Here is a 21,015-nt window from a genome sequence, read left to right on the forward strand (position 1 = left end):
CAATGACAGCAAACTTTACACCTATTATTACTGCGCTTGAAGACGCGCCAATTTTAAAAAATGAACTATGTCGTGTTTTTCATGGCCGAGGCCACAGCGTCGAAGCGCTAAGCCACATTAATTTAGACTTTTATCCGCCCAGTTTATTTTTGGTCTCGTACGACGAAATTGATGAGCAAACACTAAGTGAGCTCACTGATGCTGTGTGGCAATGGGCGCAAAAAAACCAGCCAGAGCTTATTACGTCACTTGTTTATCAGCAACGTGCTGGCGTGCAAAGCCAAAACACCGTGGTTTACGGGCAATTGCTGAGCCAACATGTTGTAACCGAAAACGGCATTCGTTTTTTAGTGGATTTACAAAGCCGTCAAAATACCGGAATATTTCCCGATATGCGCAGTGGCCGTGAATTTGTAATGGCGAACAGTAAGCATGGCAAAGTGCTTAATTTGTTTTCGTATACGTGTGGGTTTTCGCTTGCGGCCATGCAAGGTGGTGCAGACCATGTAATGAATATGGACATGAGTAAAGGCGTACTTAAGGTTGGTAAGCAAAACCATCAATTAAATGGTTTTGACAAAGGCGTCAGTTTTTTACCACATGATATTTTAAAGTCGTTTGGAAAATTAAAAAAAGCGGCCCCGTTTGACTTAATTATTGTTGATCCGCCAAGCTTTCAAAAAGGCAGCTTTATTTTAACGAAAGACTATCAAAAAGTACTGCGCAGGTTGCCAGAGCTACTTTGCGATACAACAAAACTGCTGTTGTGTGCAAATAGTCCAGAGCTGAGCGAAGACGCGTTTAAAGCGTTAATAAACGAGCACACCCAAGGCGCAATTGAATTTGTTGAGCGCCTTGCCCCAACAGCACGCTTTATTGAAGTGGACAGCGACAGAAGTTTAAAGGCGCTTGTCTATAAAACGTCACAAACACCTGCTTAAATGAAACTGAGCAAACGTTTAGCGGCTATAGATGCGTTAATTACCGAGCCTGAAGATATAATTTGGGATTGCTGTTGCGATCATGGTTATTTGGGCTTAGCGCTACTAAAACGAAACGCAGCTAATAAAGTCGTTTTTGTTGATATAGTGCCTGATTTAATGGCAAATTTAGAGTTACTACTTTTAAGAGTAAGTAGTGCTCAAAGCATGCATTCAAACAACGATCAATGGCAAGTGTTGTGCAAAGATGTAGGTACTATCAAATTAACCAGTGATACTAAGCAAGTTGTTGTTATTGCAGGTGTCGGTGGTGAGTTACTGCTAAAGCTTATGCAGCAAGTAGTGGCTAATAATAGTATGCACATAATACAAAACGTACGTTTTATTTTATGCCCGGTACAGCATACTTATACATTAAGAACGGGTCTTGATTTATTAGGGTTAGGCTTGCTTAGCGAGCAAATAATTGTAGATAACAAGCGTTTTTACGAAGTAATTGAAGTTAGTTTTAATAGCAACACTACACTTAGCAAAACGGGTGATATGATGTGGCAATATGATAACGCAGTGCATAAAGCCTACAAGCAGCAGTTGCTAAATCATTATACTAAAATGCTTAATAAAGATGCTCTTTACTATCAAAAAGTTATAACAGACTATCAAGGACTCATCGATAGTTAAAAAAGCCTAAAATTGAGGCGCACGTGTGATCTAATTACGACATTGAAGACGTAATATGGTTACAGTTAATATCTTGCCTAGTGCAGGTTTATTTGGTTTATTTATGTCAGATAAAAATAGTCACCTTAATACGTTATTTAGTAACGACCAAAAATGGCAACACAGCTATGAGCAGCCAATCTCTTACGCACCGCTTGTGCAATTAGCTAATAATAGCTGGGTAGTTCCCCAGCATTTTTTACGCTACAAACATACGTTAAATAGCGTGAATAAAGTGCTCGAGAGTATTGAGTTTTCAGCTCATTTTAGAGTGCTTGCTGCACAAAAAGGTGAAGAAATTTATCTGCAAGTAGCTGTTCTCAGCCCTGACAATTATCAAAAAAATGATTCTCATAGCGAAAGTAAAGCCAAAAAACTTTTATTTGGTAGACGCTGGATTGTAGAAGAAAACTTACCGACTTCTGAGCTTATTCAAACTGCATTTTTAGCACTAAAAATAGCACGTGAACACGAAGTACGAGAGCTATTTCAGCTTATTCAAGATGGTTCAATAAGCACGCCTTTTAATAATCATCACGACTTACCGGTAATGGCGCAAAACCCTGAGTTAGTTATTGCAAACAGCAATGAAGTCAGCATTAATAATATTATTAAGCGTGTTGTATTTGCGGATGCAGCCATTGAGCTTAAAAGTCATCAAGCAATTACAGCCGAACAGCACTTGTTTACTGTTGAGTTGCAATGCAGTAATTGCCAATTAAGTGAGTTTAATAACAAAACGTTGGCTTTTTTAACAAGCGATGCATCAGCTAACAGCTTTTTACATGGTTTTATTTCTGCTTTAGTAAATACGAGTAATGATTATGTCAGCGAGCAATTCAAATACCAAGGATTTACACGTTTTAGTAAAAATGTGGCAGTAGCACAAATTGGTAAGCTAAGTATTGCAATGCGCTCACCAAGTACGGTCGGGCTTTGCTCTATGGGTAAGCAACACGCTAATCAATTAAATTTTGAAATAGACAGTGGGCGAGCACCACAAGGCTGCGGGCAAGCTATTGGCGGATTTTTAGCTGCTCACGGCATAGAGCAGCCAGAAAACGCGCACTTATATCCTGATTATTTATAACAACTTAAAGCTTATTAATTTCATCTTTAACGCTAAAGCTTGAATCAGTAACAATGGCCTCAAGTGTTTGTACACGCTCTTTTAATGCAAGCACTTGTGCGTTTGTTTCAGCGAGTTGTTTATGGGCATCGCTGTTGTTGTTTTGCATTTTATGCTTAAACTCAAGATGCTTTTTATACATATCATAAAGTACTCCTGAGCCAACTGAAATCAGTACAATCAGTACAACCATCGTAGTTCCAGACATAACCTCATTCCTTATTATTCGTTAATGATTTAAGTATAACCTTTAAGTGCTTTTGATAAAGCTGACAATTGTAACTTAATTTGTATGGCTAATGTGAATCTTGGGTAGGGAGTCTATCTTTGGCAGTTATTTAACTTTTATAGCATTGGTTTGATCTAATTAATCAAGCAAGCAGTAGCTTAATACCGGTCCGCATCAATGTTTTATCAATTTGAGGGCTTATACCAAACTGCATAAATCTTTGATCAATTTAACGAATTAAATTGCACTATAACGTCGTTAAAAATTTTTTATTTAGAATAACTAGATACAAAAATTTTTGCCTAGTTCTAGCGTAATTTTCTTAACGTTAAATAGACCCCATATATAAGCAGATTGGTATTAAACCTGACGATAACAGAGCTAAAAACTTCTGCTATGCGATTGGGTGGATTAGAAAGTAGGTCCATGCAGAAACAATTGCTGAGAATAATTAAGTAGTGAAATTTTGGATTGTTATCGACAATGCTTTCTTATCTCAAAATAGCGCACTTAATTAAGCGAATTAGTATAGTTAAAAAAGATTTATAAATTTAAAGTTGGATCTGTCGGAGTTTAATAAAAATATTTTTAATGATCTATGTGGTGAGTGATACAGAGCTTTCACGAGTGACCATCTCCATTATTTGTGAATGGTGGCGATGCTCTTTTTTTACAGCTTAGATAATTACCCACATAGAATTTTATACTGTAAAAATTCATAGTGTTTGTTTATAAAAGAATATTTATTGATTTTAACAAGGAGAATTTTTAGAAATGCTTATATGTGGTGGGTGATTACTTGGCTTGATACTAGTGACCATCGCCATTATTTGTGAATGGTGGCGATGCTCTTTTTTTACAGCTTAGATAATTACCCACATAGAATTTTATAATGTAAAAATTAAGAGTGATTATAAAAGAGTATTTATTGATTTTAACAAGGAGAATTTTTATAAATGTTTATATGTGGTGGGTGATACTGGACTTGAACCAGTGACCCTCGCCTTGTAAGGGCGATGCTCTCCCAACTGAGCTAATCACCCACATATAATAAGTACGCCTGTTATTAAATGCTTTTATTTGAATTAAACACTTAATATGTAATTTGGTGGGTGATACTGGACTTGAACCAGTGACCCTCGCCTTGTAAGGGCGATGCTCTCCCAACTGAGCTAATCACCCAAATTACATTTTAATATGCACCACTGTAAATAGTGGTGGGTCGTACTGGACTTGAACCAGTGACCCTCGCCTTGTAAGGGCGATGCTCTCCCAACTGAGCTAATCACCCAAATTACATTTTAATATGCACCACTGTAAATAGTGGTGGGTCGTACTGGACTTGAACCAGTGACCCTCGCCTTGTAAGGGCGATGCTCTCCCAACTGAGCTAATCACCCAAATTACATTTTAATATGCACCACTGTAAATAGTGGTGGGTCGTACTGGACTTGAACCAGTGACCCTCGCCTTGTAAGGGCGATGCTCTCCCAACTGAGCTAACGACCCATATTAAATTTTAAAACGCGACTATTGATATAATAATAGGTTTATATGTGGTGGGTGATACTGGACTTGAACCAGTGACCCTCGCCTTGTAAGGGCGATGCTCTCCCAACTGAGCTAATCACCCACATATAAATTAAAACGCTACTATTAAAATAAATAGTACTGGACTTTAACCAGTGAACCTCGCCGTTACTTGTAAATAGCGGTGATGCTCTCTTTTTTCTAACTGAGCTAATCACCCATTTAGATTTTTGTAATATGCACCATTCTGAGAATGGTGGGTCGTACTGGACTTGAACCAGTGACCCTCGCCTTGTAAGGGCGATGCTCTCCCAACTGAGCTAACGACCCATATTACAATTTTAAAACGCGACTATATAATATGATAATAGCTTTTATATATGGTGGGTGATACTGGACTTGAACCAGTGACCCTCGCCTTGTAAGGGCGATGCTCTCCCAACTGAGCTAATCACCCATATATAAATTAAAACGCTACTATTAAAATAAATAGTACTGGACTTTAACCAGTGAACTTCGCCGTTACTTGTAAATAGCGGTGATGCTCTCTTTTTTCTACTGAGCTAACGACCCAAATAGAATATTAGATATGAACACTTAATAAAAAGTGGTGGGTGATACTGGACTTGAACCAGTGACCCTCGCCTTGTAAGGGCGATGCTCTCCCAACTGAGCTAATCACCCACATCTAAACAACACCACATTCCTGCGTCGTTGTGGGGCGCTATTATAGATAGAGTTGGAAATGTGTCAACACTTGAATGATAAAAATGTGCTGAATGAAGATTTTATAAACAATGGGGCAGGGTTGGAGTCTATTTTATCATCAAATCCAAAGTTGTAGTTTAAATAACGTTCGAGAACAGTGCAATATTGTATTATCACTGTACTTAAATTACGTTTGTTTTAATCATTGGATTCAAATAAGTTAAGCTGTTTGTAATAAATGTAGTGTAGACGCTGTTCACATTAGCTTTATGTTAGGGCTTGATGACCTTTCAGGATTCGAGTTTTTATCTTTAGAGCAAAATGAGTTATAGCTAAAAACCATTCTAAATGGAGCATGTTGGTTTTCTCAGGTGCAATATTTATTGCCTCACAATTAATTTAAGTGGTCATTTTTCACCACTTAGCAGAATTAGCGCTGTCTTTTAAAGACCAAGTTTATTAAATTTGTTCAATCTAGGGTATGTAATCGCGACGAGGGGGGTATAACCAAATGAGCCTTATAGAAATAAGCATACTATCTTTACTTAGCGTAAAACTAAATGCACAACGGTAAATTCATTTTTGAAAGATAAACATGGCTAGAATTCATCATAAATTTAATTTGCATATAAATGTATACCTTTTATCTTCATTAGAGATTGGGTGTGAAACAGAAAAGTGGAGTAGTTCTAGCTAAAAGTTTTAAAGTTGCGGTTAAGTTACAAGCAATGAAAGGGGATTCCTATTAAAATTGTGTTTTTTAGCATGCTTGATAGCCAGTTTGTTGAAAATTAAACCATTTAAATAAAGCTAGGTAAAAAACTGTTGACTTTATTTTGGGTGGTGCATAGAATGCGCCCCGCACTAAGCGATACCCGACGTGTTTATCATGGCGAGTATTGATTAAGTTGGGGCCATAGCTCAGCTGGGAGAGCGCTTCGCTGGCAGTGAAGAGGTCTGCGGTTCGATCCCGCATGGCTCCACCAAAAATTAGTGTTTTGTCCTAGGGTAGCAGTTTTCTGTGTCCCCATCGTCTAGAGGCCTAGGACACCGCCCTTTCACGGCGGTAACAGGGGTTCGAATCCCCTTGGGGACGCCATTTAACTTTTATTAGTTAAAGGCGGTTTTACCGAGAAAATAGCGTCACAATTAAAGCTCGAGTCTTTACTTGTATTAAACGCAATTACCTTAAAGCTCATGATGTGAGTTAAACTTATCAACTGTCCTAGTGACACATTTATGTGTCCCCATCGTCTAGAGGCCTAGGACACCGCCCTTTCACGGCGGTAACAGGGGTTCGAATCCCCTTGGGGACGCCACTTACTATTTTTATAGTAGGTGTAGTGTTATTAAGAAAGCTCGCCTGAAACGAGTCTAAAAATTCAGTTGTCCTAGTGACACATTTATGTGTCCCCATCGTCTAGAGGCCTAGGACACCGCCCTTTCACGGCGGTAACAGGGGTTCGAATCCCCTTGGGGACGCCACTTACTATTTATTAGTAGGGTAGTGTTATTAAAAGCTCGCCTGAAACGAGTCTAAAAATTCAGTTGTCCTAGTGACACATTTATGTGTCCCCATCGTCTAGAGGCCTAGGACACCGCCCTTTCACGGCGGTAACAGGGGTTCGAATCCCCTTGGGGACGCCACTTACTATTTAAAGTATTGTATAAAGCAGTGTGACACCGCACTCTCTATGCACGACGTTATCAAGAGTACTAATCTCTTGGGGACGCCACTTACTATTTTAAGTATTGTATAAAGCAGTGTGACACCGCACTCTCTATGCACGACGTTATCAAGAGTACTAATCTCTTGGGGACGCCACTTACTATTTAAAGTATGTATAAAGCAGTGTGACACCGAACTCTCTATGCACGACGTTATCAGGAGTACCAATCTCTTGGGGACGACAATTACTATTTTAATAGTTAGTGCAGTGTTATTAAGAAAATCCAAAAATCCAAAAATCCAAAAATCCAAAAATCCAAAAATCCAAAAATCCAAAAATCCAAAAATCCAAAAATCCAAAAATCCAAAAATCCAAAAATCCAAAAATCCAAAAATCCAAAAATCCGTTTATTCAGCAAAAATAAAGTTTTTAATTGCTAATATGATCTTAAATTTAGTGATTATTAGAGGGCATTATGGCAAGTGGGTGGGCACGAGACGGTGCAATTCAAGATCAAATAGATGCAAGAGTGAATGACGCCGTACAATATGCAAGAAGTAATTTGATATCAGGCGCGAGTGCTGAGTTATGTGAAAAGTGTGATGAGGCAATTCCGCAAGCTCGAAGGTTAGCACTACCTGGCGTACGCTATTGTGTTCAATGCCAAGCTACTATTGAGCGCAAAAGAGCAGGTGCTAGCACGGTTAACCGACGTGGTAGTAAAGACAGCCAATTACGTTAAAAGGTGCCTTGAGCACCTTTTTATATTAATCTAGAAACGATTCATGTTTTCTTTTTTCTGAATAAGCTCAATAGCATAGCCATCAGGGTCTTTAACAAAGGCTATTTCAGTGGTGCCACCTTTTACAGGGCTAGGCTCCCGGCTAACATTACCACCTGCGGCTTTTATATCTGCACAGGCTTTATAAATATCGTCAAACTCAATCGCGATATGACCATAAGCATTGCCTAAGTCGTAGCTATGCATATCCCAGTTGTAGGTTAGCTCCAGCACTGTGTTATCTTTTTCATCCCCATAGCCTAAAAACGCGAGGGTGTAACGATACTCTTCATTATCTGCGCGACGTAATTCTTTCATGCCCAATATTTGAGTATAAAACGCAATTGATTTGTCCAAATCAGCAACTCGTAACATGGTATGTAATAAACGCATTTGTGCACCTTAGCTTGTGGTTAAATTTGCATAGGCTTTCAATAATACAGGTGCAGTACGCCAATTTGTAGGCTTGTGAAAAAATTCTTTCAGATTTGTTAAACAGGTAAGAAAGGCATGGCTATTTATAATACAGTAATCAACAGAGCTGAGCTCATAGAAAAATAGTGAGTTAGTTTTGACGTAGCCGCACGGCGGTGTTTATCATCGATCGCGAGCAATCGGAGTCGCTATATAAGCTAGCACCAAATTTATTTTAAGCTTTTTCTTGCTGCATCAGTTGAAAGTTTATGTTGCTCCTAAAGTACAATAATTTTAGGTCGTTAATTGGTGCCAATATCGAAAGGGCGAACGGATATAGTAAATCAGCATTCGTTGTAATTTTAAGATTGAATAATACGTGTAAATACTAGATACTGTTTTTATATACAGTTATGGCGATGTTATGAAAAAAGAATTACCAGCAAAATACTATTTAGCGCATTTTAGAGAGCTTATTGAGTTTGTATCCAGCAAGTGTATACACTTGCTTGAACCCAAACATGAAGTGTTTATTGCTAAAATTAACCAGCTTGATGAGCAAAGCCAGTGTATGTTGGCGCGTGTATATTCACGAAAGCCTTATCTAGTACAGGCGCAGTCGCTCAATTATGAAGAAATAGCGTCACCGCATCAGGCTATCTATACGCTAAAAACGGCCGGTATTTTATTTGAGCCAAACGAGCTACACTATACACAGCTTTTAACACATTTAACGAAACCTTCCTTGGTTGAGTTACTAAGTAGTTACCCAGAACAAATAAGCTTTAAAAAGAGCGCTGCTAAAGGCGGGCTAGTGGATATTGCATGTGCATTTTTTAAAGATTGCCCACAAGAGCTTGCCCCGCTTTATAGCCAGTATGTTATTAACAGCCGCAGTGATTTTTACGAGTATTTTGAGTTTTTATTTGCAGGTAAGCTCAGTCGTGGTGATGTGAATCATCAAAACCGGTTTGTAATGCGAGATTTAGGCTTAACCGCGACACGTGAAGGGCACAGTGAGAGTTTATCGCGCTTTGAAACACTTAATGAAGCGCAATCAAACTATTTATTAAATCGCTGCCGATTAACATTTAAAAATATAACAGATGAAAACGACTATGTTGCTTTAGCGTCGCAGGTTTTATTGCAAGTCGCGCATGGTGCAATTGCGGTTGCGTTAAAAAATAAATTATTAGTTAGGCTTTATCGACAATTAAAAGGGGTTGATAGCGAACTTGCCTTTAGCTTACTTGAAGCCTGCATGGATGATAGTGAAGCACAAGAAATTCAAATAAGAGAGCAATACCGACTTAGCAATAAAGAGTGGGTAAAAGCGCGATTAGACGCCATTATCGAAAATCCACTTACTGATGATTTACTGTATTTTGCTGACGATTTTTTAATGCGTAAGTTTAATAAAAAAACACGTTCGCGTTTAAGTGCCATGCTTGCCGATACTCAGTGCGTACTCGAAATAGATGAACTGTACCGAGGTGAAGTAGAGCAGGGCGTAAACGATTATTATACTCGCCAAGGTATGCATGTATTTAATACCGAAAACACGCTTTGGCAAAGTTTATTTGGATTAGTATTTTGGCACGAGCTATTTATAGAGTCGCCTTATCCGCCTTGTAACGAATTTGACATTTATCCGCAGGTATTAAGGCTTGGTAACTTTTATGAAGCGCAGCAAACACAAATAAATAATCGTTTAGCACAGTGCCAAACACCTCAAGCATTACTTAATTTAGTATGTAAAAATGCAGCGCAATATTTTGAGCAACCTAATGGCTTATTTAGCTGGCATAATGAGTTACTACAACCGCTAGAAGCACTTATTTTAAATAGCCCTATTAAGGCGTTAATTACTCATTTAACGAAGATGAGCAAACATTACTTACAGCTAAAAGACGGCTACCCCGACTTAATGGTAATTAATAATGGCCAAGTACATTTTGAAGAGGTAAAAGCCCCAGGCGATAAACTAAGGCGCAACCAACTAACCACCATCGATAACTTAAAAAATGTGGGCTTTGAAGTACATATTGCTGCGGTTAAATGGTTTGTAGACCCTAACCGTGTTTACAGTGTGGTCGATATAGAAACCACTGGCGGTTTGAAAGGCGGCAACCGCATTACCGAAATTGGCCTTGTAAAAGTGCAGCACGGAAAAGTAATTGATAGCTGGACTACCTTAATTAATCCACAGCGACATATACCAAGCTTCATAACATCTTTAACTGGTATTAGTGACAGTATGGTTTATAACGCTCCTGTATTTGCCGAAATAGTACAGCCGCTGTTAGATAAGCTCACAGGCACTATTTTTGTGGCCCATAACGTTAATTTTGACTATGGTTTTATTAAAAAAGAATGCGAGATGGCAGGGCACTTTTTTAAAATGCCAAAAATGTGTACTGTGGTTGAATCGCGCAAAGCGTTTAAAGGACTGAAGTCGTATTCACTGGGTAATCTCTCATCACACTTTAATTTAAATTTAACCAGCCATCACCGCGCCCTTGCCGATGCAACCGCCACAGCTGAGTTATTGTTACTTATTCAGCAATCTCAAACCAACGAATAAACAGCAAGCCTTGACGTAAAAAGTAGTATGAACTTTTAAGCACTTAGCTGGTTTAACTAAGTGCTTTTTTTGTGGTAAAAGGCAGTAACAAGCATAGTCCTACAATTACAAAAAGTGCGGCTAGCGCGTATTGACCTTTGTGGATTGAAATTCGTTCAATTTAGGGGGGATTTAATCGCGGCGCGAGGTTTGTAATCGAGTGGGCTCGGTAACGGCTCCTGCGTTACTCTAATGGCTCGCATCCCTGTAATAATCAGTAAAAACAAAAGGGCAGCGCATGTTTGGTATTTATTATGCTGCGTTATCGCCTATTTATGGGAATAACCACATAGGCTCTGCCTTGCCTAAAAATCCACCATAAAAGGTCAACTCGCCTTAGATGGCGTTGCACTACTCTTAGTTTGTGTATTGAATAAGAATTAATTCGCAGCCAGTTTTTTTTCAAAATCATCTTTAACTATTTCGAGTGCTTTAAGAATGTCTTCTGGAGCAATATCGTGTTGCTCCAGTATCATGATTAAATCGACTGCAAGTTTAATATGTTCAGGCGCTTGATTTAGTGAATTGCTCATTTAAGTCTTTCTTTTTTGAAATTTGGTTAATAGCGACATTAATTGCCGTTTGAACACGTTTTTCCATATGTAAACGCTCAGTTTGTGGTAAGTAAAATGCCATATCTACATCATAACGAATGTATCGAGGAGGAAGTTGATTTAATATAGTACAGCAAAAATCTGCCATTACATCTTCGTTATATTGCTCGCTAAGTTTAAGTTTTATTATTTCTTCAAGAACAATTTTTTCGTAGTAATTGTGTATGTCGTCATGTAATCGCATATTCCTATCACTCTTTTTTATTCCATGCTGTTGATATTGAGTTTATACCAAGGTTCGTCATAAATCGATAGCAGCTTTGAATTGTTATTCGGTATACGGAAGGTTGTTAATTTTATCTGATTTTTAAAGTGAATAGCTGATATAGCTATGCTTTGATCAGAGCAAAATTGGCAGTTAAACACCATAACAAAAGTGTTTTAACGAAGCTGTTGTTTTTCTACTTGTTGTATTTTATCTTCGGTTGCAGAAATTGCTTTTCTGCATCGTCCTAAGCGAGCATGTGTACTTAATATTTCAAGGTTAAGCTTTTGTACTTTAGCAGGCGACGCTTTATCCATTTGCATTTTTCGCTCTTCAATCATAAGCACTAAACGACGTTCAAACTCATGGTTTTGTTTTAATTCGTCGTAAAGTTCGTGCGACGACTGCATTATTTTTTGTACAGCTTGTTTGTAAACCGCTTGTTTTGGGCGTGGTTTATAGTGGCTTTTGTTTTCTTTAACCCAAATAGGCGTTGATTTAATGACGTTAAAAACTGCTTGCACTTGAGTTGCTATACGCTCAAGTGCATAGGTATAAGCGTGGCGATGCTCGCTTGGCGGTAACCTTGACACTTCGTCTTCTATTTCAATTACATAGTCTGCTAAGTTCATGCTTTTTGTACTAAAAACGGCGCGGTCAAACAAGCTAGGTTGCGCTTGCATGTAGCGATTTTTAGAAAAAAGTTTAGCTTTATCAAATTGCTCGGCTTGTTGTTTTAGCGTTGCAATTTGTTGACGTAGTTTATCTGAAGCCATTGAATGCATATTAAAAATAAGCCTCGTAAATTAGTTTTAACGCTAAAAGTATAACCATAGTATTAAAAACAGGACGAATAAATTTACTGCCAAAACGTATTGCTGAATGCGCGCCAAACCATGCACCTAGCATGATAAAAAAGCCCATTGTTATGCCAAGTAAAAAGTTTACATGGCCCAAAGCAACAAAGGTTATCAACGATATAAAGTTAGAAACGAAGTTCATTGAACGCGCTAAACCACAATTGAGTAGCAAGTTCATTTTGTAAAGCATGCCATTCGAGGCAGTCCAAAAAGTACCCGTTCCAGGCCCTGCTAATCCATCAAAAAAGCCTAATGCTAAACCCTGTAGCCATTGTTTTATTTTCATTGCTTTGTTTAGTTTAGGGAGTTCGTCCCCTTCGGTGGTACTTAAATTACCAAATAAGCTATAGGCGGCAACCAAAATAATAATAATCGGGAGTAGTTTATTTAAAAAATCAATACTTAAATGATCAACAATAACAGTCCCTAGGAGTGCGCCTATTGCGGTAGCAATAATGGAGGCAGCCCAAAACTTTGGACTAAATAAATTTTTTTTGTAATAGGTATAGCTTGCCGTTAAAGAACCAAAGCTGGCAGCGAGTTTATTGGTCCCGAGTGTTAAATGTGGAGGTAGGCCAGCGGTTAATAAAGCGGGCACAGTTAACATGCCACCGCCGCCGGCGATAGCGTCTATAAAACCTGCGGCAAGTGCAACAGCACATAAAACAGCCCAGGTTGTTGGATCGAGTGCAAGTTCAAACATTAATAATCTATTTGTCTTTTAAAAGGTGGTAGGGTGTCGAGCATGGCTTTGCCGTATCGCTTGGTAACTAAGCGCCTATCGAGAATAGTAATACAGCCTTCATCACTCTCTTTTCGCAGCAGTCTACCACAGCTTTGTACCAATTTCTTTGCGGCGTCGGGCACGGTAATCGTTAAAAATGGATTTCCGCCTTTACTTTGTACAAATTCTGCTTGTGCTTCTTCTATTGGAGAAGTCGGTACTGCAAACGGTATTTTGGTAATTATTAGGTTCTCTAAATATTTCCCAGGTAAATCAAGCCCTTCTGAAAGGCTCTGTGTCCCGAATAAAATACTGCCTTTGCCTTCGTCTATATTTTTAGTGTGTGCTTTTAGTAAAGCTTCTCGCGACATCTCACCTTGAACTAATAAGTTAAAACCTTTTGTTCTAAGAAACTTTGTTACGTGGTCCATTTGCCAGTAGGAAGCAAACAATACGAGGTTTGCTTTTTTATCGTTTAGATATTCTGGTAATGTTTGAGCTAAATGGTCGCTAAAGTCTTTATCAGTTGGTTCTACTTTCGATACTGGGATACGTAAAGTGGCTTGTTTTGGGTAATCAAAAGGAGAAGGTGCTTTAATAAATTTAACGCCTTCTTCCTTAGCAAGTCCGGTTTCGTAAGCAAAGTGATCGAACGAGCCGAGTGCACTTAATGTAGCAGAGCACAAAACAGCGCCCGCGCATTCTCGCCATAACTTATCTTTTAAATAATAACCGACTTCAATAGGGCAGTCGCTTAATAGATGGTCGTGGTGATTTTTGTATTCAAGGCGTTTTATCCACCTCGCATGAGGCGTACCTTCACCTTTTTTAGCGTAACTAAACCAAAGTTTGTTTAGTTGCTCTAACCGGTTAATATATTGCCCGCTTTCACCTAATATTGGATCGGCAACGTACGGTTTTATATCGCCGTCGCTTACATCTTGCGTAAGGGTGTCGTGCATTTTGTTCAAGTAGCGCAGGGCATCTTGTGTGGCTTCACTTATGTCTTTCGCTTTACTATGCAGCGACTCTGGAATTTCACCGTGCTCAAAGCGATAAGTATCATCTTTTGAGTATTCAAAGTCGGCATTATCAAGAATATCACGCACTACTTTTAAATCTTTATTAGCGTCATTAATACTGTCGCAAAGTTTAAAATTTTGCCCTATTGCTTTTTGGCCTACTAAAATTTTAGCCATTTTTCCACTAAACTTAGTGAGCTTATCAAGCCACTCTATGGTGCCTTTTATTGTGGCAGCAGCAGATGAAAAATCGCGAGTTATATGTGCTAAATGGTGCGCTTCATCAATAACGTAAATGGTGTTGTCGGGCTCTGGTAAAATTTTACCGCCACCCAAATCTAAATCAGCAAGTAGTAATGAGTGATTAATTACCAGTACGTCCATTTGCATCAATTGATTACGAGCAAGCTGAAACGGACATGTTTGATGGGCCTTCATTTGACGCTGGCACGAATGTTTATCGCAGGCTATTAAATTCCACACTCTGTCGGGAACTGTATCAGCCCAGCTGTCTCTATCGCCTTGCCATTTTTTATTTACATACGCGTTGTATAGCTCATTTAAGCATTTGGTTTCCATTGCGCTTAAGGGTGAAGTAAGCGTTGGCATAAAGTCCATCTGTGTTTGGCTATCACCATTTACAGCATTGTGTAGTTTGTGGGCGCAAATATAACGATGACGACCTTTTACTAAATCAAATTTGAAGTCGAGCCCTGAATGCTTTTTAAAGAACGGGAGCTCTTTTGCTATTAATTGCTCTTGAAGTGCAACGGTTGCAGTCGAAATAACCAGTTTCTTTTTTTGTGCCAAGGCCAGTGGCAATGCCCCTAAACAGTAGGCAAGAGACTTACCTGTACCGGTGCCTGCTTCAATAACACATATACGTTGTTTTTTGTGATAGTCGCCTGCAAGGGTTTTTGCTATTTCGGCAACAAGGTAGTTTTGGCTACTTCGCGGGCGGTAATCAGTTAGGTTATTAGCCACATGCTGGTGTACTTGCCTAATTGTTTTTTTTAGTGAGTCAGAAAGCATGGGATGATTTACCTAAAGTATGTATATAATTACAGTGTATATATTAAGTGGGATCGTACATTGACACAAGCAATCTATCAGGGCTTTATTTTATCAAGGCAACAATACTCGTCAAAAAGTAGACGAGGGATCACCTTGTGTTATTGGCTCGTATCAGAGCAAGGTCCTATTAAAGTGCTCGTTGAGGATCAACAAGCTGTGTTTTTTATCCCTCAAGAAAAACATGACTTTGCCAAAGCTGCATTAAATAAGGCAAACCTAAGCGCCAATTTTAAAGTAGTAGACATGCAACATTTTAGTGGAGCTGCATGTATAGGATGTTATTTTAATGATGTAAGTACCCTTTATAAAGCACGTACACTCCTTGAGCCGCACTTAAGTATATACGAAGCCGATATACGTCACAGCGATCGTTTTTTAATGGAGCGTTTTATTAAAGGTGGAGTATGGGTTACAGGGGATGTGTCTCAAAAAGATGGTTTTATTTTAATTAATAATGCCAAATTAAAGGCGAGCCCTGAATATACACCCACGCTGACATCGCTCTCATTAGATATTGAGTGCAATGGTGAAGGCGTACTGTTTTCAGTTGGACTAGTAGGAAATGGCCTTGATACCGTTTTAATGATTGGTGAGTCTCAACAGCATAATCAGCCATTTAATATAGATTGGTGCTTTGACGAGATTAATCTACTACAAAAGCTACAGCAGTATATCAATAATAATGATCCTGACATTATTGTTGGTTGGAATGTCATTGAATTTGATTTTAGCGTTCTTAACACGAGAGCGGAGGCGCTGGGAATAACGCTTAATTTTGGCAGAGAGCAGCAATCTTTAAATATAACAACAGGGCACTATACGCGTCTGTCGTTACCGGGGCGAAGTGTTATAGATGGCATTGATACCTTAAAAAATGCCACTTATCACTTTGACAATTACTCACTTGCGAACATTTCTCACAAGGTACTTGGCGAGTCTAAGTTAATTCAGGCGAATAATCGTTTAAGCGAAATTATTCGCCAATTTAACGAAGATAAATTGAGTTTAGCCGCCTATAACCGACAAGACTGCATTCTCGTTAATAGGATTTTTACTCAGTTACAACTTTTTGAATTTGCAATAGTGAGGACTCAACTAACAGGGCTTGAGCTTGAACGAATGGGGGGCTCTGTTGCAGCATTTACTAACTTATATTTGCCATTACTACATCGCAGCGGGTATGTTGCGCCAAATTTAGGCGATCACGGTTTGTCGTTTGAAAGCCCCGGTGGGTATGTAATGGAGTCAGTGCCTGGGCTTTATAAAAATATACTTGTTTTAGATTTTAAAAGCCTATATCCCTCAATCATGCGAACTTTTTGTATTGACCCTCTTGGGCTCATTAAAGGATTAGATTCACCTGAAAATGCAATTGAAGGGTTTAATGAAGCCGTTTTCTCACGAAATGAACACCACTTGCCAAAGTTAATTAAGCACTTAACACATACCCGCCAGAGGGCAAAAGACACTGAACAGCCAATGCTTTCACAAGCGATAAAAATTATAATGAACAGCTTATATGGCGTACTTGGCTCTAAAGGCTGCCGATTTTACGATCCCCGACTTTCAAGTTCGATAACATTACGCGGGCATGAAATTATGCAAACAACCCGTAAGTGGATAGAAAAGTTAGGTTATGAAGTGATTTATGGCGATACCGATTCTATTTTTGTAAAGGTTGATGATCAGCTAACGGCTTTGAGTTGCAATCAAATAGGTAAAGATTTAACACTCTACATTAATAATACGTGGAGTCATGATATTAAAGAACGTTTTGGGCTTACTAGCTATTTGGAAATTGAGTTTGAAACCCATTACAGCCCATTTTTTATGCCCACAATTAGAGGTAAAAAAACAGGTTCAAAAAAACGCTATGTAGGCCAAATCATTAAAAACAGTATGCCTGAACTTATCTTCAAAGGTATGGAAACGGTACGCAGTGATTGGACCGAACTTGCTCAAGAGTTTCAAACCGAGCTATTTAAAACTCTTTTTAGCGACAGCTTTAACATAGAGCAACTGCATGTAATTATAGATAGTTATACAAAAAAACTACATACAGGGGCGTTTGATAATAAATTGATATACCGAAAACGCTTAGGACAAAACTTAAGTGATTACATCAAAAATATTCCTCCACATGTTCAAGCAATAAAAAAACATAAAGTTAACAACCCTGATTTCGAAGTAAGACGAGGGCAAATAATTGAATACGTTTACACACTAACAGGTGCAGAAATCTATAATACATTTAACAAGTTCAACTATGAGATCTATGTTCGCAAACAACTAGAGCCAATTGCAGAAATGATCACGAGTTCAATTGATGATTCACATGTGCAAAAAACATTATTCGATTGATAGTAAAGCTAATTTTTGTACTTTAATATAGATAGAAATAATAACTGTTTAATTTAATTACTTTAAAGATGCCTTTTTAAGCCTATCTAAATACCCATGTTCTTATATTTTAAATTGAACTTTTATTACAAACTTTCACAAAAAAAACAAACCTTTGTTTTTAAATGGTTTTTATTTTTTTGATGATTGCAGTTATTAAATTGATGATTGTGGTTTTTATATTAAATCAATTACTTATAAATTAATATGAACAGGCAATAAAAAAGTCTTTTGTTATTTTTACTGTATGAAAGTTAATAATGTGTTGACCTCATTGTTTCACTAGTACTATCATTCGTCACTCAACAAAGTCCTATTATAACTTTACAAAGGCTTTCTTAGTATTATTAAACTGGGTTTTGTTGCGCATTAATATTAAAAATTAAGCATATATAATAAATAAGTATTCTAGGGAGAATCTAATGTTAAACAATAAAATTTCAAAGGCAGTTCGCTTAGCGATTGCTTTTGGTACAGCGTCAACAGCTGTTTTTTCTGCAAACTCAATGGCTGCAGATGAAGGCGCAAAAAAAGTAGAACGCATTCAGGTTACTGGTTCACGAATCACTCGAACAGACCTTGAAGGAGCTTCGCCTGTAATAACAATTACAAACGAGCAGATGACAAATTTAGGCTTTCATAACGTACAGGATGTTCTTGAAAATATTACATCAGTTACAGGCGCGCTTACTACACAAAGCATACATGGTTTTACTCCTGCGGCTTCTTCTGTAAGTTTACGTAATGCCGGTTCAAATAGAACTTTAACCCTTGTTAATGGTAAACGTTTAGTACAATACCCAAAAGCATCGGGCGGTACTTCTACTTTCCAAAATACTGGTAATTTACCAACTGAAGCAATTGCACGCATTGATATTCTAACTGCGGGTGCTTCTGCTATCTACGGTGCAGACGCGGTTGGTGGTGTAATTAACATCATACTAAAAAATAACTTCGAAGGTGTTGCAGCTAAAGTTAAATCAACTGGTTATACCGAGGGCGGTGGTTCAACTAATCAATTTTCTTTTTCTGCAGGCGCCAGCTCTGATAAAATGAATGTATCGTTATTTTTAGAATACGAAGATAGCAAAGTTATAAAAGCAACCGATCGTGAGGAGTTTGGTGTTCACACAGATAAGGTTGCATCAACAGAGCGTTCAAATTATAGCTCTTACGGTGCAAGAATCGCTGGTCCTTTCAATTACACTTTACCAAAAGATGAATGTAATACGAATGGATTCTTCTTTGATGATGCAAATGCACGCTGTGGTTTTGATCGTTCATCAATGCGTGATATCAAACCAGAAACGACGAAAGCTATAGCTCTTACTACATTTAACTACCAATTAAGCGACGAACATGAGTTATATGGTCGTGTTCAGTATAGCCGTGGTACTTCAGAACGTAGTATTGAAGCGATGGGAATCAATGATGTAAAAGTAACGGTTGCCGGCGATAAAGCAACTCTGAAACTTGATTCAGATGAAAAAACATTTAACAAATCAACCTTTTGGGGCGGCCAGTTTGCGTCTTCTGATTTTGTAGATGGTGATTACACAGTTATACGTAGATTGCATGAATTCGGTCCTCGTGGAAACGAAACAACATCAATAGAGCATGGCTTTAATCTTGGTTTACAAGGTGAATTAACTGGCGATATTTCTTACCAACTTGAATGGGCATTCAATAATGCCACGGTTGATGTATTATCTGAAACTTATGCAACTAGAAAAGGAATGTTTGAATTTTTATCTGCGGGTGCTAATGGCTTTAACTTATTAAAACCATTTTCTGATGCAGACGTAGAGTCTGTTGCTTATGTTCCGTTTGAAAAGAACAAATCGTCTCAAAATAACTTTTCATTTAATCTATCAGGTTCAGCAATGGATCTTCCAGCAGGTACATTAGACTACTCTGCAGGTATTGAATACACGAAACAAACCTTCGCTACTAATTCTGATACAGAAAGTAAAAAGGGTGCGATTTTGACAACCGGTGGTTCTTCTGGCGCAGGTGCGCGTGATTTCACTTCTTTATATACTGAGATGCGTGCTGATGTTACAGAAACATTAGTTCTTAATGCAGCTTTGCGTTTTGATGATTATAGTGATTTTGGAAGCAACCTTACACCTCAAGTTAGCCTTGAATATAGACCTAATGATGAGCTATTAGTTCGTGCTACATATGCAGATGTATTCCGTGCACCAGATATGCAACGAGTTTACGGTGACCCATCTAACGGTTTTGCTACAGTTATTGACTTTAAACGTTGTCAAGAGTTAGGTGGAGTACCTGGTACTGAGCTTGCTGGATTTACAGAATGTCATGAACACCACATAGATTCTGTTACTGGTGGTAATAAGGACCTTAAAGCTGAAACAGGTTACAGTGTTAACTTAGGTATTGTTTACGGTACAGAAGCTTTCGATGCAACTGTTGATGTATGGAAATGGGAACTAGACGACATGGTTGATTCTGTTAGCTCTACTCGTATTGCTAAAGAGTACCAAACTTATGGTGATAACATTACCCGTGATGCAAATGGTTCTATCACATTGATAAATGCTACGGCTCAAAATCTTTCATTCTCAACAGTATCTGGAGTCGATTTTGATACAGGTTATCGTTTTGATATGAATGATTTAGGTATGATACGCGTAGGTTTACGTGGTACTTATTTACTTAAATCTGAATCAAAACTTGATGCGACTTCGCCTGTAAGAGATGAATTAAATGATTTCGGACTATTACCTGAGCTGAAATTAAATACTTCTATTGTATGGAATATGGAAGACGTGAAAGTAAGTATATTTGGTCGTTATACCGACGGTGTTGGTGGTGATGATTATAATAGCTTAAAAGATTCAACGAGTAATACAGTAAATGGTGGGGACATTACTGTTGCATCTCATATTGTATGGAATGCATCAGTTAAGTATAACTATAATGAGAACTTTGATATTTTAGTTGGTTCGTCAAACATATTCAACAAAGGTCCTAATTTGGACCCATCAGATGCTTCATGGCCGCATTACCCAAGAAGTTTGTATAATGCTAATGGACGTTCAGTTTACGCTCAATTTGATTTAAGATTTTAATTTTAAATAGATAATTTAGAAATAAACTAATATTAAAAGAGGCTAAGAAATTATATTTTTTAGTCTCTTTTTTATAGTAGGTTAATTTCATTACTTAACATGGCTACTAGTAAATAAGAAAGGTAATCTATCAAGGTTGCACCGGCTCATGATTGCATTATATCTATAATATGCAGATAAACTTTTTCTACTTTTCATTGAATTCCTGTAATTTAATTGTTTACCCTAATTAGTAAAATTAAAGCTTAAACGTTCTGACCATTCTTTGCTAAA

Annotated in this window: 14 protein-coding genes and 14 tRNA genes; 12 read left to right on the forward strand and 16 right to left on the reverse strand. The window is 38.0% G+C overall.

What is annotated here, in order from left to right; genetic code table 11:
• The first annotated feature begins 2 nt into the window (after positions 1 to 2).
• From ACJJVZ_RS08660 to ACJJVZ_RS08670, 3 genes are all read left to right on the forward strand, one after another.
• The gene (locus ACJJVZ_RS08660; protein WP_405599793.1) at positions 3 to 941 is read left to right on the forward strand and encodes a class I SAM-dependent methyltransferase; all 939 of its coding nucleotides are present in this window, start codon (positions 3 to 5) and stop codon (positions 939 to 941) included.
• Positions 942 to 1,622 carry a tRNA (adenine(22)-N(1))-methyltransferase gene (locus ACJJVZ_RS08665; protein WP_405599795.1) on the forward strand — a complete coding sequence of 227 codons (681 nt, stop codon included), beginning with the start codon at positions 942 to 944 and terminating at the stop codon, positions 1,620 to 1,622. It begins immediately after the preceding gene.
• Between the two features lie 103 nt (positions 1,623 to 1,725).
• On the forward strand, positions 1,726 to 2,751 hold the full coding sequence (locus ACJJVZ_RS08670; protein WP_405599897.1) for a hypothetical protein: 1,026 nt from the start codon (positions 1,726 to 1,728) through the stop codon (positions 2,749 to 2,751).
• Between the two features lie 4 nt (positions 2,752 to 2,755).
• On the opposite strand, the gene ACJJVZ_RS08675 is transcribed toward ACJJVZ_RS08670, so the two are convergent.
• From ACJJVZ_RS08675 to ACJJVZ_RS08720, 10 genes are all read right to left on the reverse strand, one after another.
• On the reverse strand, positions 2,756 to 2,998 hold the full coding sequence (locus ACJJVZ_RS08675; RefSeq protein ID WP_193154435.1) for a hypothetical protein: 243 nt from the start codon (positions 2,996 to 2,998) through the stop codon (positions 2,756 to 2,758).
• A gap of 988 nt (positions 2,999 to 3,986) precedes the next feature.
• Positions 3,987 to 4,062, reverse strand: a tRNA-Val gene (locus ACJJVZ_RS08680).
• 63 nt (positions 4,063 to 4,125) lie between these two features.
• Positions 4,126 to 4,201, reverse strand: a tRNA-Val gene (locus tag ACJJVZ_RS08685).
• Between the two features lie 33 nt (positions 4,202 to 4,234).
• Positions 4,235 to 4,310 (reverse strand) — tRNA-Val (locus ACJJVZ_RS08690).
• A gap of 33 nt (positions 4,311 to 4,343) precedes the next feature.
• A tRNA-Val gene (locus ACJJVZ_RS08695) sits at positions 4,344 to 4,419 on the reverse strand.
• A gap of 33 nt (positions 4,420 to 4,452) precedes the next feature.
• Positions 4,453 to 4,528: transfer RNA gene (locus ACJJVZ_RS08700), tRNA-Val, on the reverse strand.
• Positions 4,529 to 4,576: 48 nt separating this feature from the next.
• Positions 4,577 to 4,652, reverse strand: a tRNA-Val gene (locus ACJJVZ_RS08705).
• Between the two features lie 151 nt (positions 4,653 to 4,803).
• A tRNA-Val gene (locus tag ACJJVZ_RS08710) sits at positions 4,804 to 4,879 on the reverse strand.
• A gap of 51 nt (positions 4,880 to 4,930) precedes the next feature.
• Positions 4,931 to 5,006 (reverse strand) — tRNA-Val (locus ACJJVZ_RS08715).
• A gap of 151 nt (positions 5,007 to 5,157) precedes the next feature.
• Positions 5,158 to 5,233, reverse strand: a tRNA-Val gene (locus tag ACJJVZ_RS08720).
• Positions 5,234 to 6,167: 934 nt separating this feature from the next.
• Here ACJJVZ_RS08720 and ACJJVZ_RS08725 point away from each other — a divergent pair.
• The 6 genes from ACJJVZ_RS08725 (at position 6,168) to ACJJVZ_RS08750 (ending at position 7,669) form a co-directional block, all read left to right on the forward strand.
• Positions 6,168 to 6,243: transfer RNA gene (locus ACJJVZ_RS08725), tRNA-Ala, on the forward strand.
• A 37-nt stretch (positions 6,244 to 6,280) separates the two neighbouring features.
• Positions 6,281 to 6,356 (forward strand) — tRNA-Glu (locus tag ACJJVZ_RS08730).
• A gap of 144 nt (positions 6,357 to 6,500) precedes the next feature.
• Positions 6,501 to 6,576 (forward strand) — tRNA-Glu (locus tag ACJJVZ_RS08735).
• A 90-nt stretch (positions 6,577 to 6,666) separates the two neighbouring features.
• A tRNA-Glu gene (locus ACJJVZ_RS08740) sits at positions 6,667 to 6,742 on the forward strand.
• Between the two features lie 86 nt (positions 6,743 to 6,828).
• Positions 6,829 to 6,904, forward strand: a tRNA-Glu gene (locus tag ACJJVZ_RS08745).
• 498 nt (positions 6,905 to 7,402) lie between these two features.
• Complete coding sequence (locus ACJJVZ_RS08750; protein WP_405599798.1) at positions 7,403 to 7,669, forward strand: DksA/TraR family C4-type zinc finger protein; 267 nt, start codon at positions 7,403 to 7,405, stop codon at positions 7,667 to 7,669.
• A gap of 30 nt (positions 7,670 to 7,699) precedes the next feature.
• On the opposite strand, the gene gloA is transcribed toward ACJJVZ_RS08750, so the two are convergent.
• Positions 7,700 to 8,101 carry a lactoylglutathione lyase gene (gene gloA / locus ACJJVZ_RS08755; RefSeq protein ID WP_405599800.1) on the reverse strand — a complete coding sequence of 134 codons (402 nt, stop codon included), beginning with the start codon at positions 8,099 to 8,101 and terminating at the stop codon, positions 7,700 to 7,702.
• A gap of 445 nt (positions 8,102 to 8,546) precedes the next feature.
• Between gloA and ACJJVZ_RS08760 the strand changes: the two genes are divergently transcribed.
• A complete protein-coding gene (locus ACJJVZ_RS08760; protein WP_405599802.1) occupies positions 8,547 to 10,706 on the forward strand; it encodes an exonuclease domain-containing protein in 2,160 nt (719 codons plus the stop codon).
• A 419-nt stretch (positions 10,707 to 11,125) separates the two neighbouring features.
• Here the strand turns inward: ACJJVZ_RS08760 and ACJJVZ_RS08765 are convergent, their stop codons facing one another.
• The 5 genes from ACJJVZ_RS08765 to dinG all read right to left on the reverse strand — a co-directional run bounded on the left by ACJJVZ_RS08765 (position 11,126) and on the right by dinG (position 15,202).
• Positions 11,126 to 11,278, reverse strand: a complete 153-nt coding sequence (locus tag ACJJVZ_RS08765; RefSeq protein ID WP_077537511.1) for a DUF2496 domain-containing protein — start codon at positions 11,276 to 11,278, stop codon at positions 11,126 to 11,128.
• Complete coding sequence (locus ACJJVZ_RS08770) at positions 11,250 to 11,543, reverse strand: late competence development ComFB family protein (protein ID WP_405599804.1); 294 nt, start codon at positions 11,541 to 11,543, stop codon at positions 11,250 to 11,252. The genes ACJJVZ_RS08765 and ACJJVZ_RS08770 overlap by 29 nt, the downstream gene beginning before the upstream one ends.
• 197 nt (positions 11,544 to 11,740) lie before the next feature.
• Positions 11,741 to 12,349: a primosomal replication protein gene (locus ACJJVZ_RS08775; RefSeq protein ID WP_405599806.1), complete on the reverse strand. Its 609-nt coding sequence runs from the start codon at positions 12,347 to 12,349 to the stop codon at positions 11,741 to 11,743.
• Between the two features lies 1 nt (position 12,350).
• The gene (locus ACJJVZ_RS08780; RefSeq protein ID WP_182701736.1) at positions 12,351 to 13,127 is read right to left on the reverse strand and encodes a TSUP family transporter; all 777 of its coding nucleotides are present in this window, start codon (positions 13,125 to 13,127) and stop codon (positions 12,351 to 12,353) included.
• A complete protein-coding gene (gene dinG / locus ACJJVZ_RS08785) occupies positions 13,127 to 15,202 on the reverse strand; it encodes an ATP-dependent DNA helicase DinG (RefSeq protein ID WP_405599808.1) in 2,076 nt (691 codons plus the stop codon). The genes ACJJVZ_RS08780 and dinG overlap by 1 nt, the downstream gene beginning before the upstream one ends.
• A gap of 60 nt (positions 15,203 to 15,262) precedes the next feature.
• Here dinG and ACJJVZ_RS08790 point away from each other — a divergent pair, with 60 nt between their 5' ends.
• Entirely contained in the window at positions 15,263 to 17,605 is a 2,343-nt protein-coding gene (locus ACJJVZ_RS08790) for a DNA polymerase II (RefSeq protein WP_405599810.1), read from the forward strand.
• Between the two features lie 461 nt (positions 17,606 to 18,066).
• The gene (locus ACJJVZ_RS08795; RefSeq protein ID WP_405599811.1) at positions 18,067 to 20,742 is read left to right on the forward strand and encodes a TonB-dependent receptor plug domain-containing protein; all 2,676 of its coding nucleotides are present in this window, start codon (positions 18,067 to 18,069) and stop codon (positions 20,740 to 20,742) included.
• Positions 20,743 to 21,015 lie beyond the last annotated feature (273 nt).

It is taken from the genome of Pseudoalteromonas sp. Ld19, assembly GCF_045064135.1.
Taxonomy (GTDB): Bacteria; Pseudomonadota; Gammaproteobacteria; order Enterobacterales; family Alteromonadaceae; genus Pseudoalteromonas; species Pseudoalteromonas aliena.